This window comes from Modestobacter sp. SYSU DS0511, from assembly GCF_054050755.1.
This window is the reverse complement of the sequence record NZ_JBJGZY010000036.1, coordinates 23,645-38,655: the sequence shown is the minus strand read 5'-3', so window position 1 is coordinate 38,655 and position 15,011 is coordinate 23,645. Positions and strand designations below refer to the sequence as shown.

Below are 15,011 nucleotides of genomic sequence, written 5' to 3'. Positions count from 1 at the left end.
CGGGCCGCCCCCCCCCCCCCCCGACCGGCGCGCCCCCCCACACCCCGCCCCCGGCGGCCGCCCCCCCCCCCCCCCCCCCCCCCCCCCCCCCCCCCCCCCCCCCCCCCCCCCCCCCCCCCCCCCCCCCCCCCCCCCCCCCCCCCCCCCCCCCCGGTTCAGGCGTGCTCGCCGGGTACCCGCAGCGCCCCGCTGAGGTGCCGGGCGGTGTTGACCAGGCCGACGTGGCTGAAGGCCTGCGGGGTGTTGCCCAGGTGCCGGCCGGTGCGCGGGTCGTACTCCTCGCTCATCAGGCCCAGGTCGTTGCCCAGGCCCAGCAGCCGCTCGAACAGCTCCCGGGCCTCGGCGGCGCGGCCGATGCCGTTGAGCGCGTCGGCGAGCCAGAAGCTGCACAGCAGGAACGGCGCCTCGTCGCCCGGCAGGCCGTCGACCCGGCCGTCGGCAGAGGTGTGGTACCGGAGCAGGAACCCGTCGGAGGTCAGCTCGCGCTGGACCGCCTCCACGGTGCCCACGACCCGCTCGTCGTCCCAGGGCAGGAAGCCGACCTGTGGGATCAGCAGCAGGGCGGCGTCCAGCCCCTCGGACCCGTAGAACTGGGTGAACGTCCGGCGCACCGGGTCGTAGCCGCGGGCGCAGACGTCGTCGTGGATGCGCTGCCGCAGCGCCCGCCAGCGCTCCACCGGGCCGTCGAGCCCGTGCTGCTCCACCGCCTCGATCGCGCCGTTGACCCCCGCCCAGGCCAGCACCTTCGAGTGCACGAAGTGCCGGGGCGCACCGCGGACCTCCCACAGGCTGTGGTCGGGGCGTTCCCAGGCGGTCTCCAGGAACTCCACCAGCACCTTCTGCACGGCCCAGGCGTCCGCCAGCGGCGCGAGGCCGGACTCGCGGGCGAGGTGCAGGCCGTCGAGCAGCTCGCCCCACACGTCGAGCTGGAACTGCCCGGCGGCGCCGTTCCCGACCCGCACCGGGGCCGAGCCCTCGTAGCCGGGCAGCCACGGCAGCTCGTACTCCGGGATCCGCCGGGAGCCGTCCAGCGCGTACATGATCCGCAGGTCACCGGGGTCGCCGGCGACGGCCCGCAGCAGCCACTCCCGCCAGGCCGACGCCTCCTCCAGGTATCCGGTGCCGAGCAGGGCCTGCAGGGTGAACGCCGCGTCGCGCAGCCAGCAGTACCGGTAGTCCCAGTTGCGGCTCCCACCCAGCTCCTCGGGCAGGGAGGTGGTCGCCGCGGCGACGATGCCGCCGGTGGGCCGGTACGTCAGCGCCTTGAGGGTGATCAGCGAGCGGCGGACGGCCGGCGCCCATTCGCCGTCGTAGCGGCACTGGCCGATCCAGCCGGCCCAGAACGCCTCGGTGCTGGCGAGGGCCTCCTCGGCGTCCACCGGCGCCGGACGCGGCAGGTGCGAGGGGGAGTGGGTGAGCACGAAGGGGACCCGTTCGCCGGCGGTCACCTCGAACTCCGCCGAGGTGGTGTGGTCCTGCCCGTGCAGCCGGACCGGCGTGACGAGCGTGACCGCGTCCGGGCCGGCGACGGCGACGAGGTCACCGTCGACCGACCGCACCCACGGGACCAGGTGGCCGTAGTCGAACCGCAGCACCAGGTCCAGCCGCATCGGCACCCGGCCGGAGACGCCCTCCACGATCCGGACGACGTCGGGGCGCTCGCCGCGGGGTGGCATCAGGTCGATGACCCGGACCGTCCCGGTCGGGGTCTCCCACTCGGTCTCCAGGACCAGGGAGTCACCCCGGTACCGGCGCCGCGTGCAGCTGCCACCGGTGGCAGGGGCGAGCTGCCACCGGCCGTTGCGCTCATCGCCGAGCAGGGCGGCGAAGCAGGCCGCGGAGTCGAACGACGGCAGGCAGAGCCAGTCGATCGAGCCGTCCTTGCCGACCAGCGCGGCCGTCTGCAGGTCGCCGATCAGGCCGTAGTCCTCGATCGGGCTGGGCATGGACGTCCTCCTGGAGGTGGGTGGCCGGGGCTGGGCCGCGCCGGTGGCGCACAGACGACGGCCTCAGCCACCTACCGACCTGCCTCGCCCGGCAAACCCACGGTCCACGACCCTCGTCCGTTATCCCCAACAAAGTAATTGATCACAAGGACCGACAACGAAGCCCCACAACGAGGAGGCGGAGCCCAGCCGCCGGTCCGGGTGGGCCAATCGCTCGATCACCGTCGAGACGGCTCACCGGCGGGGCTGGGCCCGCCGGTCCCGGACCAGTTCCAGCGCGCAGGCCGTCGTGGCCCTCGCGGGGCAGCTGCCTCGTGTCGAGCGGGGCGTTTCCGTCGTCGGCCTGGTCTAGCGTGCGCGGTGCCGCGCCAGTCGCCGACCAGCAGGGGAGACCCACCATGACCGCGCTCACCGATCGACCAGGCACCGCGCTGATGGTCGTCGACGTCCAGCGGGGCGTCGTCGACGGCGCAGCCCGGCGCGACGAGGTCGTCGCCAACATCGCCACCCTGGTCGAGCAGGCCCGCGGTGCCGGCATCCCGGTCGTCTGGGTCCAGCACTCCGACGCGGAACTGGCCCAGGGGAGCGACGCGTGGAAGTACGTCCCGGAGCTCGTCCGTGCCGAGCCAGAGCCGCTGGTGCACAAGACCTACGGCGACGCCTTCGAGGACACTGACCTGGAGCAGGTGCTGGCCACGGCGGGCGTCGGTCACCTGGTCGTGACCGGCGCCGAGTCCGACGCCTGCATCCGGTCGACCATCCACGGGGCGTTCACCCGGGGCTACGACGTCACGTTGGTCGGTGACGCACACACCGCCGGCGACAAGAGCGCCTGGGGAGCGCCGCCGGTCGAGCAGGTCATCGCACACACCAACCTGTACTGGCAGTTCCAGGCCGCACCCGGACGGAGTGCTCAGGTCCTGCCGACCGCCGAGGTGTCTTTCGCGGGCTGAGAGCGGTCGTCACGCCCGCTGGTTGACATAATGTCGATTATCGGCGTTGTGCAGAGCAGTCGGAACGCACGGTTCGGTGTCGCCGGGTTCTCGGCTCGTCCGGTGTCGTCCACGACGACGCTCGCCCTCGACGGCGCAGCCACGACCCGTTCCGGGTCTTGCATCCGACGGGCGTCGCGTTCGGCGCACGCGTCGACAGCGAGTCGGCGGCCAGGTGGGTCACTCGCTCGCGCACCCAGCCCGTCGACCGCTCGGGTCGCCGGTCGTCCGCCGTCTCGCCCTCTCGGGACGACGAAGATGATCATGGCTCGCTCGGGTTCGTCCGACCGCGCTCTGATCTCGATCAGCCGGCCGCCCGGAGTGGACATCGAGCCCGGGGGTCCGCTCCCCCTGGTGCAACCTGTCCACCCCTCATTGCGTCACTCTGACGTAATGAGGGGTGGATCGTCATCTCGACGGGCGGTTCGCGTCATGCGTCCTTAGGGTCGGGGCATGAGGATCCGACGCCCGGTGGCTGCTCTGTTCGTCGCGCTGACCCTGGCCGGCGGGCCGGCCGTCCTGACCGCGTGCGCCGACCCCAGTGGCGGCCCGAACAGCGACCAGCGCAACGACGGCACGACCGACGACGAGAGCACCAACACCTCGGGCAACGACGAGAACGACGCGGAGCAGGGTGGTCTGCCCGATGTCCACGACTCGGACACCGACCAGGGCAACGAGGACCGCAACGAGGACTCCGACAACGGCGGCTGACCCTCACTGATCGGCCGCTCCCCCGGGTGGCCGACCGGCTGGTGTGTTGCGTCACTGTGACGCTTCATCAGGGTCACCCAGGGGATCGGCGGGGTCAGCCGGCGCTGCGTCCGTTGAGCCAGAGCCGGTCGAGCCGGCCGGTCGAACGCACGAGCTCCTCGAGCGAGCGCTCCAGCTCCGCCTTGGTCGGCTTCTCCGACAGGGTCGTCTGCACGTCCTCGATCGCGCAGCGCAGCTGGTAGAGCCGGTCCTGCAGGGCGTCGAGCTCGGCCCGCGTCACCAGCACCACGTCGTCGGACAACCCGGCCTTGGCGCTGGCCGAGCGCTGCTCGTAGGCGCGCTGTCGGCACGCCTGGCCGCAGTACAAGCGGGGCCGGCCCACCGACTCCTGGACCGGGAGCAGGCTGCGGCACCAGCCACAGCGGCGCTCCTCGCCGTCGCGCCGGCGCCGGTGTGCCCCCGGGCGCGCACCCGTGTGCTGCTCGACCTCCACGAGCGACGACGGTAGACGGCGGGTCCGACAGCCCCCGGGGGACACGCCCGCGGTCGCCCGCCCGGGTCACCTCGGCACCCTGCGCGAGGCCGTCGGAAGGCGCCGCTAGCGTGTTGGGGTGCCCGGCTCGCGTTTTGCCTTCCTCGACGGGCCCACTCCCCTGGCGATGGCGCACCGTGGCGGCGCCATCGAGCACCTGGAGAACAGCGCCGGCGCCTTCGAGGCGTGCGTGGCGCTGGGCTACCGCTTCCTGGAGACGGATGTGCGCGTCACCTCCGACGGCGTCCCGGTGGTCTTCCACGACGCCACCCTGGACCGGGTCACCGACCGCACCGGGCGGGTGGACAGCCTGCGCTGGAGCGAGGTCCGGACGGCGCTGATCGGGGGTCGCGAACCGATCATGGCGCTGGAGGACCTGCTGGGGGCCTGGCCGGACGTCCGCTTCAACCTCGACATCAAGGCGGCCGGGGTGCTCGCCCCGCTGGTGCGCACCGTACGCCGGCTGAACATCGAGGACCGCATCTGCCTCGGCTCGTTCTCCGACGCCCGGATCGCCGCCGCCCGCCGGATGTTCGGGCCCGACGTCTGCACCTCGCTGGGTCCCAAGGGGGTCGCCGCGCTGCGGCTGTCCTCCTACTCGCCGCGGGCCGCGGGGCTGGTGCGCATCCAGGCCGGCTGCGCCCAGGTCCCGCTCGCGCTGGGTGGGCGACCGCTGGTCGACGAGCGCTTCATCGAGGCCGCGCATGCCCGGAGCCTGCAGGTGCACGTGTGGACGGTCGACGACGAGGAGGACGCGAAGCAGATGCTCGACCTGGGCGTCGACGGTGTGATGACCGACCGCCCGGCGATGCTCCGCGACGTGCTGGTGGCTCGAGGTCAGTGGACCGGAGCGTGACCGGCCGGCTGTCCGCTCGGCTCCGTTCCTGGCGGCCTGCCCCGCCACCCCTGCCCCCGGAGCTCGCCGGTCTCGTCGGCCCCGAGGACCCCGACTGGTTCGCCCGCGAGCTGGCCATCGCCGCAGCGCCGCCGTGGTGGCTCTGGCGCGGGCTGCTGCGGAGCCTGCACCGGCTGCCGGGCGTCTTCGGTCGCCTGGAGGTGACCGGGAGCATCCCCGAGGAGTGGCTGGACGGGCCGCTGCTCCTGGCGGTCAACCACATCGGTGACTTCGACACCTTCGTCGTCGCTGCGGCCCTCCACCGCGCCGGCGTCACCCCGCGGTTCATGGCGACCCGCGGCATCGTCACCGCCCCGGTCGCCGGACCCCTGCTGGAGCGCGCCGGTGGCATCCGGGTCGACCGCGGCACCGACCTCGCCGCCCACGCGCTCCGGGTCACCCAGGTGGCGCTGGCCGCCGGTGGCCATGTCGTCGCCTACCCCGAGGGACGGGTCGGGCTGACCGCGGACGGCTGGCCCGAGCGAGGGCGCACCGGGCTGGCCCGGATGGCCCTGGCCGCCGACGTGCCGGTCATCCCGGTCAGCCAGTGGGGCGCGCACGAGGTGCTGCAGTACGCCAACGACTGGGGCAAGTTGCGCACGCTGCTCCGGGCGCTGTGGCGGCGACCCGCGCTGCGCGTGCACATCGGTGCCCCGGTGTTCTTCGAGGACCTGGAGCCGGGCCGGATGGGTGACGCCAACCGGGCGCGGGTGCGGATCGCCGCCGCGCTGACCCGTGGCCTGGCCCCGCTGCGAGCCGGCGAGCCGACCGACCGGATCGCGTTCACCGACCCCACCCGGCCCACCACCGCGGTGGCGGCGTTCCCCGGCGGCGTGGTGCCCGAGGCCATCCCGTGACCGGCCGGTGCTGGACCCGCCCTCCTGCGGCTGGCACCCTGCGCCGGTGACCGACGCACCGCCCGCACCCGCCGGGTCCGACGTCCCCCGCGCCGACCGGGCGCTGCGCCGCGAGCGCGCCGGCTGGTACTCCTACGACTGGGCGATGTCGGTCTTCAACACCTCGGTGACGACCGTCTTCCTCGCCCCCTACCTCACCTCGATCGCCGAGGCGGCCGCCGACGCGCAGGGGCGGATCCACCCGCTGGGCATCAGCATCCCGCCAGGCAGCTGGTTCGGGTACGTGCTGTCGCTCTCGGTCGTGCTCCAGGTGCTGGTGCTGCCGGTCACCGGGGCGATCGCCGACCGCAGCGGCCGCAAGCGTCAGCTGCTGGCCGGCTTCGCCACCGTCGGCTCGGTGGCCACCATGGCGCTGTTCTTCGTCGCCGGGGAGCGGTACCTGCTGGGTGCGGCGCTGTTCGTCGCCGCGAATCTCGCCTTCGGCGCGGCCACCGTCGTCTACTACTCCTGGCTGCCCGACCTCGCCGGCCCCGACGAGCGGGACGCCGTCTCCAGCCGGGGGTGGGCCTTCGGCTACCTCGGCGGCGCCCTGCTGCTCGCGGCGAACCTCGCGCTTTTCACCCAGTACGAGTCCCTGGGCCTGACCGAGGGCGAGGCGGTGCGGATCTGCCTGGCCTCGGCCGGCCTCTGGTGGGCCGGGTTCACCGTGGTCAGCGTCTCGCTGCTGCGCAACCGCCGGCCGCGGGAGTCCGCCCTGGTCCCGGCCCACGGCGGGGCGCTGACCGGCGGCTTCCGGCAGCTGGGCGCCACCCTGCGCGAGATGCGCCGCTACCGGCTGACGCTGTGGTTCCTCGCCGCGTACCTGCTGTTCAACGACGGCGTGCAGACGATCATCGGGGTCTCGGCGCAGTACGGCGCCGAGGAGCTCGAGCTGGACCAGACGACCCTGGTATCCACCATCCTGCTGGTCCAGGTGGTCGCCTTCTTCGGGGCGATGGGCATGGGCCGGATCGCCGCGGTGGTCGGCGCCAAGCGCACCGTGCTCGGCGGCCTGGTGGTGTGGACCGGCGTGCTCGTGGCCGCCTACTTCGTGCAGGCCGGCGCGGCGGTGCAGTTCTACCTGCTCGCCGTCGTCATCGGGTTCGTGCTCGGTGGCACCCAGGCGCTGTCCCGGTCGCTGTTCAGCCAGCTGATCCCGCCGGGCAAGGAGGCAGAGTACTTCGGCCTCTACGAGATCAGCGACCGCGGCACCAGCTGGCTGGGCCCGTTCCTCTTCGCCCTCACCTACCAGCTGACCGACTCCTACCGGTACGCGATCTTCAGCCTGGTCCTCTTCTTCGTCCTCGGCGGCTTCCTGCTGGCCCGGCTGGACATGCGGCGGGCCATCGTCGAGGCCGGCAACACACCCCCGGAGCGCCTGTGACACCCGCCCCTCTGGACGGCTCGACCGACCTGCTGGAGGTGGTGCCCGTCGCCGGTGACCGGCGGCGGCATCCGGCTCCGGCGCACCTGACCTTCTTCCACGGCCCGATGGACTGCGGGAAGTCGACGCTGGCGTTGCAGGTCGACCACAACCAGAGCCGGCAGGGCCGCCACGGCCTGCTGCTCACCCAGGGCGACCGGTCCGGTGCCGCGCAGATCAGCTCCCGGGTGGGGCTCCGGCAGGCCGCGGTGGAGGTCGACGGCGACACCGACATCCGGCTGCTGGTCCGCGACCGGTGGGCGGCCGGCCAGCGGGTCGACTACCTGATCGTCGACGAGGCGCAGTTCCTCACCGGTGCGCAGGTCGAGCAGCTCGCCGAGCTGGTCGACGAGTCGCACGTCGACGTCTTCGCCTTCGGGCTGACCACCGACTTTCGGGCCCGGCTCTTCCCCGGCACGCAGCGGCTGTTCGAGCTCGCCGACGACGTCCAGCGGGTGCAGGTGATGGTGCTGTGCTGGTGCGGCCTGCCCGGGCTGCTCAACGCACGGGTGGTCGACGGGGCGATGGTCCGGGAGGGCGCCACCGTCGTCGTCGCTGACACCGAGCCCCCGGCGCCGCCGGACGGCGCGACCGGGGAGGCCGGGGAAGCCGCGGAAGCCGGGGTGCGCTACCAGGTGCTGTGCCGCCGCCATCACGCGAACGGCCAGCTGGGGTCGACGCCGACCGGTCCGGGGCAGTTGGCTCTCCGCTGAGTGGTGCCGCTCCCCCGTGGGGGTGGTTGAACGCTGGTTCATCACCCCATGCGATGATGAGCAGTCGAACGACACGGAATCTCTTTCCGTCATCTGTCGTTGACCTCTGCGACACCCCGAGCCGGATGCGTGAGCAATCGGCTGTCCGGGCAGTCCCAGACCTGACCGAGATCAGCACGAGAGGACGGTGTGCCATGGGCGAGCGTTCCCTGCGCGGAAGCCGACTGGGCAGCGTGAGCTACGAGACCGAGCGCAACACCGCGCCCATCGAGCGGCAGTACGCCGAGTACAAGTGCGCCCAGGGCCACCTGGTCACGGTGCCCTTCGCCGACGACGCGGAGCTCCCCGACACGTGGGAGTGCAAGTACGACGGTTCGGCGGCCAAGCTGGTCGGTGGCTCCGAGCCCGCCCCCAAGAAGGTCAAGCCCCCGCGCACGCACTGGGACATGCTCCTGGAGCGTCGTTCGGTGGACGACCTGGAGGAGGTGCTCGCCGAGCGCCTCGAGGTGCTCCGCGGGCGGCGCACCCGCGCCAGCTAGTCGAGCTCAGCACGCACGGAACGGCCCCGGTGGGATCTCCCACCGGGGCCGTTCCGCGTCAGCCCCCGGTCGGGCGGTCCTCGACGTCGCCCTCGATGACATCGCCCGCGACGACCCGTCCCTCGATCACCCGGTGGGCGGGGCCGGCGCGGTACACGTCGGAGGGGCCGTCGGTGACGGTGCCGTCGACGGTGCGGGTGGCCCGCACCCGGACCGGGCCCAGCCACCGGTCGGGCAGCCGGCGGGCGATCCCCCGGGCGATCAGCGCCCGGGGCAGCGCCCGGGTGAACGGCAGCAGGCACATCAGGCCGAGCAGGTCGCCGATGAAGCCGGGCAGCACCATCAGCAGCCCGCCGAGGGCGATCAGGCCGGCGTCGCCCAGGGCGCGGCCCGGGGCGCGGTGCTCCTCGGCGCGCAACCGGAGCTCGGTGAGGGCGCGGGTGCCCTGGCGCGCCAACAGCAGCCCGCCCAGGGCGCTCGTGGCCAGCGCCAGCAGCAGCGTCCAGCCCACGCCGATCCAGCTCGCGACGAGGACGAACACGACGACCTCGGCCAGCGCGCCGAGACCCACCGCCGTCCGCCAGCGTGAGGACGCCCGCCGTCGCGGGGTGTGCCCGCCGATCGCGGAGCCCATGGTCATGGATCTCTCCTCTCCTGCCGCGGCACGGACGGCCGGCGCTCCTACTGGAGTGCCTGTGTCCGCCCGCCGCGGCTGCGCGCGGGTACGGGACGGCGCACCCGCCCGGGCAGCCGGTCGGCCAGCCGGTCGAGCACGCCCCACCAGGTGACCCGTGCCAACGCCTCTCCAACGATCGAGCCGCTCATCTTGCTCCGGCCCACCGTGCGTTCGCTGAAGGTGATCGGCACCTCCACCACCCGGGCGCCGGAGCGCACCGCCCGCCAGGCCCAGTCGACCTGGAAGCAGTAGCCCTGGCTGGCCACCTGGTCGAACGGCAGGCGGGCCAGCAGGTCGGCGCGCGCCGCCCGGAAGCCCCCGGTCGCATCGGCCAGCGGCAGGCGCAGTGCCCAGCGGGTGTAGAGGTTGCCGATGCGGGAGATGGCCAGGCGGTGGCGGGGCCAGTCGAGCACCCGCCCGCCCGGCACCCAGCGCGACCCGAGCACCAGGTCCGCCTCGGCCAGGGCGGCCAGCAGGGCGGGCAGCCGCTCCGGCGGGTGCGACCCGTCGGCGTCCATCTCCACCACGACGGCGTAGCCGTGCTCGGCGGCCCAGCGGAAGCCGGCGACGTAGGCCGGGCCCAGCCCCTGCTTCCCGGCGCGGTGCAGCACGTGCACCCGCTCGTCGTCGGCGGCCCGGGCGTCGGCCAGCTCGCCGGTGCCGTCGGGTGAGGCGTCGTCGACGACCAGCACGTGAGCGCCCGGGACGGCGGCGTGCAGCCGGTCGAGCACCGTGCCCAGGTTCCCCACCTCCTCGTAGGTGGGGATCACGACCAGCACCGGGCCGGCGACGTCGGTCACCGGGCGCTCCGCCGGCGGGCCCGGCTCGAGGCCAGGGCGGCCAGGACGGCCCCCACGCCCACCGCGGTGAGCACCCACTCGGGGGTCGCGCCCAGCCGCTCGGCGACGGTGCGCTGGTCGCGCTGGGCGATCGGCTCGACGAACGAGTCGGCGGTGAACAGCTCCGAGCGGTGCACCAGCGTGCCGTCCGGGGCGACGATCGCGCTCACCCCGCTGGTCGCGGCCACCACCACCGTCCGGCCGAACTCCACCGCCCGCAGGCGGCTCATCGCCAGCTGCTGCTCGGTCTCGTCGGTGTAGCCGAACGTGGCGTTGTTGGTCTGCACGACGATCATGCCCGCACCGTCGTCGACGACGTCGGCCACCAGGCCGTCGTAGGCGACCTCGAAGCAGATGACGTCGCCGACCCGCGCTCCCCCGATGTCCAGGGTGCCCACCTCGGAGCCGTGCGCGAAGTCGGTGACCCGGTCGACCAGCGGGCTGAAGAAGCGGAAGAACGGCCGGGCGGGCACGTACTCGGCCAGGGGCACGGGGTGCCGTTTGACGTAGGTCTCCCCCGGGCCGGTGACCGGGTCCCACACGATGCCGGTGTTGGAGATCTTCTCCCCCGGCCCCCGGACGACCGCGCCGACCAGGATCGGGGCGTCGATGGCCCGGGCGGCGCCGCTGATCACCCGGGCGGCGTCGGCGTTGGTGTACGGGTCGATGTCGGAGCTGTTCTCCGGCCAGATCACCAGGTCGGGCTGGTCGGCCTCCCCCGCGGCGACGGCGTCGGCCAGCCGGATCGTCTCGGCTGCGTGGTTGTCCAGCACCGCCCGCCGTTGAGCGTTGAAGTCCAGGCCGGCGCGCGGCACGTTGCCCTGGATCACCGCGACGGTGCGGGTCGGGCCACCCTCGGTGAGCGAGGAGCCGGCCAGGGGCAACCAGGCAAGCGCACCGACGGCCGGCACGGTCAGGGCGGCGACGAGCGGGACGGCGGCCGAACGCAGCGCCGTCCGGCGGCTGCCCCCCGCTCCGGCCCTCCGCGCCCGGACGACGGCGGCGGCCAGCAGCGTCCCGGTGAGCGCCACGGCGAACCCGACCAGCGGAACGCCGCCGTAGGCGGCCAGTGCGGTGAACGGCCCCTCCGCCTGGCTGAAGCCGAGCCTGCCCCACGGGAAGCCACCCAGCGGCCAGCGGCCCCGCAGCGCCTCCTGCGCGACCCACAGCGCGGCCGCCCACACCGGCCAGCCGGGCAGCCGGGAGGTCAGCGCCGTCGCGCCGCCGAGCAGCGCGAAGTACAGGGCCTCGGTGACCGCCAGCGCCAACCAGGGGAAGGAGCCGACGTAGATCCCGCTCCAGGACAGCAGCGGGACCATGGTGACCAGCCCGAGGACCAGGCCCAGCCACAGCCCGCCGCGCACCCGCTGACCGCGGACGGCGAGCGCCAGCGCGGCCGGGCCGAGCACGGCGAGGGCTGCGAGGTCGTGCGCGGGGAACGCCAGGTAGAGCGCCAGCCCGCCGAGGGCCGCGACCGCGGTGCGCCAGGGCCACCGGCGGGTGGGGGTCGGCACGGGTCCCTCGGCCGGGACCCCGGCCGAGGCCGCCGTCACCGTGCCGCTCACCGTCACTGCCGACACCGCCGCCCTCCGCGCTTGCCCGGACGACGGTCCGGGAGATGGTCGGCCGCGTGGCGAACGGGGCCGGGGGCCGCCGCACCGGGTGCGGCGGCCTCCGTCCAGCATCCCATCCCGGGACGCCGTCCCGGCCGGACGTGCCGGTCGGCCCTGCTGGTCCGGCTCGGGGCCCCGCGCCTTCGGGCCGGTGCAGCAGCGGCTGGATGCGACCGCTGCGCCGTTGTCTGGTGACGCGGAGCCCCGCAGAGCGGGACCGGATGGTGACCGGTCCGCCCGGGACGGACCGCGCCGAGAGTAGGGACCGGCGACGTGTGAGGGAACCACCGGGGGCCCTGCGGTGACCAGCGGGTCGGACCGTTACCCGACCGTTACCTGGGTGCGGCGCGCCAGGTCGACATGACGATCCGGAGCGGTCGACGTGTCGGCATGTCGACACGGGCGTGCCCCGGTGCTCAGCTGCTGGGGCCGGGCACCACCAGCGTCGCGACCGCCTCGACCACCCGCAGCGGCGGGTCGAGCACCCGGGCGGCGGATGCGCCGCGGGACGGCTCCGCGCGGGCGACGACCTCCGCCCAGCAGCGCAGCTCCCGGCTGCGCCGGCCCACCCGCACCACCTGGCAGGAGGCCTCCAGCACGTCCCCGGCCTGCACCGGGGCGAGGAACCGGACCTCCGAGTACCCGGCGAGCAGCCCCTCGTCGCCGTCGGCGCGCATGGCCACCTCGGTGGCGACGTCGCCGAACAGGCCCATCGTGTAGGCCCCGTCGACGAGGTCCCCGCCGTAGTGGGCGTGCGCGTGCGGCACGTAGCGGCGGTGCGTGACGGTCAAGCCGATCCGGGGATCGTCCATGTGGGGGCCTCCTCTGCCGGGACGAGCGCGTGCACGAGATAGCTGGCGACCTCGCCGGGCGTCGTCCCCCGGCCGAAGACCTTGTCCACGCCGAGCTCGGACGCCATCGCCGGGTCGAAGCGGGGCCCGCCCACCACCAGGAGCGGGCGGGACTCCCCCATCGCCTCGCGGAACGCGCCGGCCAGCTCGCGGGTGTTGCGCAGGTGGGCGTCCCGCTGGGTGACCACCTGGGAGACCAGGACGGCGTCGGCCCGCCGGTCCCGGGCCGCGCGGACCAGCTCGGGCACGCCCACCTGCGCACCGAGGTTGGTCACCTGCAGCTCCCGGTAGTACTCCAGGCCCTTCTCCCCCGCGAACCCCTTGAGGTTGAGGATCGCGTCGATGCCCACCGTGTGCGCGTCGGTGCCGATGCACGCCCCCAGCACCACGAGGCTGCGGCGCAAGCGGGTCTTCACCGCGGCGTTGACCTCGCTGGGCGACAACAGCGGGTAGGCCCGCTCCTCCACCTGGACGGCGTCGAGGTCGACCAGGTGTCGCACGCTGCCGTAGACGACGAAGAAGGTGAAGGCCGCGCCGTCGCCCGCCGGCCCACCCCCACCACCGATGCCGGCGCTGTGCACCACCATCGCCGGCTCGATGCCCATCTTCTGCGCCAGCTGCAGCGCCGCGCCCTCGGCCCTCGGTCCCGGTGGCACCGGCAGGGTGAACGACGTCTGCACCATCCCGTCACCGGTGGTGTCCCCGTACGGGCGCACCACGCTCCCCATCCCGGTTCCGCCGAAAGGGCCATCCTGGCGGTCGTCAGGCACGGGACACCTCTCGGGTGAGCAGCTCGGTGGCCGGGTCGTAGTGGTCCGCGGCCTTGGCGACGACGCCGTCCAGGCCCTTGCCGCCGTCCGGCGACCGCCTGGTGATGCCGAACGTGCCGTCGGCGATGGCCTGGATCAGCCCCTGCGGGTGGTCGGCGATCCGTGCCAGCAGCCCCACCGCCTCGGTGAGCACGGTGTGCGCCCGGCGGTCGATGAAGCCGCCGGGCGGCGGGGAGAAGTCCTCGTGCAGGTTGCCCGCGGCCTCCAGCACGTACCGGACGTTGCGCAGCGCCAGGTCGCGGTCGGACAGCCAGGGGGTGACCACGGCCTCGGTCATCATCCCGACCAGCAGGATGCCCTGACCGGTGAGGGCCCCGGCCAGGTTGAAGAAGCCGTCGAGCAGGTAGCCGCGGAACACGTCGCCGGTCATGTGCTTGGTCGGCGGCATCCACTTCAACGGGGCGTCCGGGAACAGCTCGCGGGCCAGCAGGGCGTGCGCCAGCTCCAGCCGGAACGAGTCCGGCACCGACGGGTCGATCTCGAAGGCGTGGCCCAGGCCCAGCTGCCAGTCGGCGAGGCCGGCCTCCTTGGCCAGGGTCTCGTTGAGCAGCTGGCTGACCGTGACGGTGTGCGCCTCGTCAACGGCGTCGGCGGTGGTGAGGTAGTTGTCCTCGCCGGTGTTGATGACGATGCCGGCGCGGGCGTGCACCATCCGGCTGAACCGCTGGTCGACGAAGGTGCGGCGCGGGTTGATGTCGCGGAAGAGGATCCCGTACATCGCGTCGTTGAGCATCATGTCCAGCCGCTCCAGGCCGGCCAGCACGGCGATCTCCGGCATGCACAGCCCGGAGGCGTAGTTGGTCAGCCGGACGTAGCGGCCCAGCTCCGCGCTGACGTCGTCCAGCGCCGCCCGCATCAGCCGGAAGTTCTCCTGGGTGGCGTACGTGCCGGCGTAGCCGGTGCGGGTGGCGCCCTCGGGCACGTAGTCCAGCAGCGACTGCCCGGTCGAGCGGATGACGGCGATGACGTCGGCGCCGGCGCGGGCGGCGGCCTGCGCCTGCGGGATGTCCTCGTGGATGTCGCCGGTGGCCACGATCAGGTAGATCCACGGCCGGCGGGGCGGGTCGCCGTGGGTGGCCACCAGCTCCTCCCGGCGGGCCCGGTTGGCGTCGATCCGGGCGATGCCCCCGGCGACGGCGGCGCGGGCGGCCTCCCGCGCGCGGTCGGCGGCGGCGCCCTCGGGAACGGTGAACCGGGCGGTGCCCGCGCCCACCTGCGCGGCGAGCTCCGGCAGCGTGCCGCCGTCGCGCAGTGCGTGCCAGACCGGCAGCGCGACACCGTGCTCCAGGCCCGCCTGGTCGCGGACGGCGTCCACCACGCGGTTGACCCAGGGCACCCGGTCCTGCTGCTCGGCCCCGCCGCCGGTGACCGGGTCGGTGCCGGTCAACCCGGCCAGCCGCAGCACCGCCCGCTCCACGGAGACGGTGGTGTGCGCCGCCGCCAGGTCGACCACCGGGGCGGCCGCCGTCGCGGCCAGCTCCCGGGCCCTGGCGACCAGCGCCGGGTCCAGCGTCAGCTTCCCGCTCACCACGCCTCGCTCTCCGCGCCCACC

Annotated in this window: 15 protein-coding genes; 7 read left to right on the top strand and 8 right to left on the bottom strand. The window is 74.1% G+C overall.

What is annotated here, in order from left to right:
- Positions 1-155 precede the first annotated feature (155 nt).
- Positions 156-1,946 (bottom strand): glycoside hydrolase family 15 protein, encoded by a 1,791-nt coding sequence (locus ACI783_RS16125; protein WP_457141381.1) that lies wholly within the window; start codon positions 1,944-1,946, stop codon positions 156-158.
- Between the two features lie 398 nt (positions 1,947-2,344).
- Here ACI783_RS16125 and ACI783_RS16120 point away from each other — a divergent pair, with 398 nt between their 5' ends.
- Positions 2,345-2,899 carry an isochorismatase family protein gene (locus ACI783_RS16120; RefSeq protein ID WP_457141380.1) on the top strand — a complete coding sequence of 185 codons (555 nt, stop codon included), beginning with the start codon at positions 2,345-2,347 and terminating at the stop codon, positions 2,897-2,899.
- Positions 2,900-3,391: 492 nt separating this feature from the next.
- On the top strand, positions 3,392-3,652 hold the full coding sequence (locus tag ACI783_RS16115) for a hypothetical protein (RefSeq protein WP_457141379.1): 261 nt from the start codon (positions 3,392-3,394) through the stop codon (positions 3,650-3,652).
- A 94-nt stretch (positions 3,653-3,746) separates the two neighbouring features.
- On the opposite strand, the gene ACI783_RS16110 is transcribed toward ACI783_RS16115, so the two are convergent.
- On the bottom strand, positions 3,747-4,145 hold the full coding sequence (locus ACI783_RS16110) for a hypothetical protein (protein WP_457141378.1): 399 nt from the start codon (positions 4,143-4,145) through the stop codon (positions 3,747-3,749).
- A 118-nt stretch (positions 4,146-4,263) separates the two neighbouring features.
- Here ACI783_RS16110 and ACI783_RS16105 point away from each other — a divergent pair, with 118 nt between their 5' ends.
- From ACI783_RS16105 to ACI783_RS16085, 5 genes are all read left to right on the top strand, one after another.
- Positions 4,264-5,040 (top strand): glycerophosphodiester phosphodiesterase, encoded by a 777-nt coding sequence (locus tag ACI783_RS16105; protein WP_457141377.1) that lies wholly within the window; start codon positions 4,264-4,266, stop codon positions 5,038-5,040.
- The gene (locus tag ACI783_RS16100) at positions 5,037-5,936 is read left to right on the top strand and encodes a lysophospholipid acyltransferase family protein (RefSeq protein WP_457141376.1); all 900 of its coding nucleotides are present in this window, start codon (positions 5,037-5,039) and stop codon (positions 5,934-5,936) included. Before ACI783_RS16105 ends, ACI783_RS16100 begins: the two co-directional genes overlap by 4 nt.
- A gap of 46 nt (positions 5,937-5,982) precedes the next feature.
- Positions 5,983-7,359: an MFS transporter gene (locus tag ACI783_RS16095; RefSeq protein WP_457141375.1), complete on the top strand. Its 1,377-nt coding sequence runs from the start codon at positions 5,983-5,985 to the stop codon at positions 7,357-7,359.
- A complete protein-coding gene (locus ACI783_RS16090; RefSeq protein WP_457141374.1) occupies positions 7,356-8,111 on the top strand; it encodes a thymidine kinase in 756 nt (251 codons plus the stop codon). Before ACI783_RS16095 ends, ACI783_RS16090 begins: the two co-directional genes overlap by 4 nt.
- 194 nt (positions 8,112-8,305) lie before the next feature.
- Complete coding sequence (locus ACI783_RS16085; RefSeq protein ID WP_153361160.1) at positions 8,306-8,650, top strand: RNA polymerase-binding protein RbpA; 345 nt, start codon at positions 8,306-8,308, stop codon at positions 8,648-8,650.
- Positions 8,651-8,708: 58 nt separating this feature from the next.
- Here the strand turns inward: ACI783_RS16085 and ACI783_RS16080 are convergent, their stop codons facing one another.
- From ACI783_RS16080 to kamD, 6 genes are all read right to left on the bottom strand, one after another.
- Entirely contained in the window at positions 8,709-9,290 is a 582-nt protein-coding gene (locus ACI783_RS16080) for an FxsA family protein (RefSeq protein ID WP_457141373.1), read from the bottom strand.
- Between the two features lie 41 nt (positions 9,291-9,331).
- Positions 9,332-10,126, bottom strand: coding sequence for a polyprenol monophosphomannose synthase (locus ACI783_RS16075; RefSeq protein WP_457141372.1), 795 nt, complete (start codon positions 10,124-10,126; stop codon positions 9,332-9,334).
- Entirely contained in the window at positions 10,123-11,679 is a 1,557-nt protein-coding gene (lnt, locus tag ACI783_RS16070) for an apolipoprotein N-acyltransferase (RefSeq protein WP_457141371.1), read from the bottom strand. Before lnt ends, ACI783_RS16075 begins: the two co-directional genes overlap by 4 nt.
- Positions 11,680-12,194: 515 nt before the next feature.
- Positions 12,195-12,590, bottom strand: a complete 396-nt coding sequence (kal, locus tag ACI783_RS16065; RefSeq protein WP_457141370.1) for a 3-aminobutyryl-CoA ammonia lyase — start codon at positions 12,588-12,590, stop codon at positions 12,195-12,197.
- Entirely contained in the window at positions 12,566-13,357 is a 792-nt protein-coding gene (kamE, locus tag ACI783_RS16060) for a lysine 5,6-aminomutase subunit beta (protein WP_457141383.1), read from the bottom strand. The genes kal and kamE overlap by 25 nt, the downstream gene beginning before the upstream one ends.
- 34 nt (positions 13,358-13,391) lie before the next feature.
- Positions 13,392-14,987 (bottom strand): lysine 5,6-aminomutase subunit alpha, encoded by a 1,596-nt coding sequence (gene kamD / locus ACI783_RS16055; RefSeq protein ID WP_457141369.1) that lies wholly within the window; start codon positions 14,985-14,987, stop codon positions 13,392-13,394.
- Between the last annotated feature and the right edge of the window lie 24 nt (positions 14,988-15,011).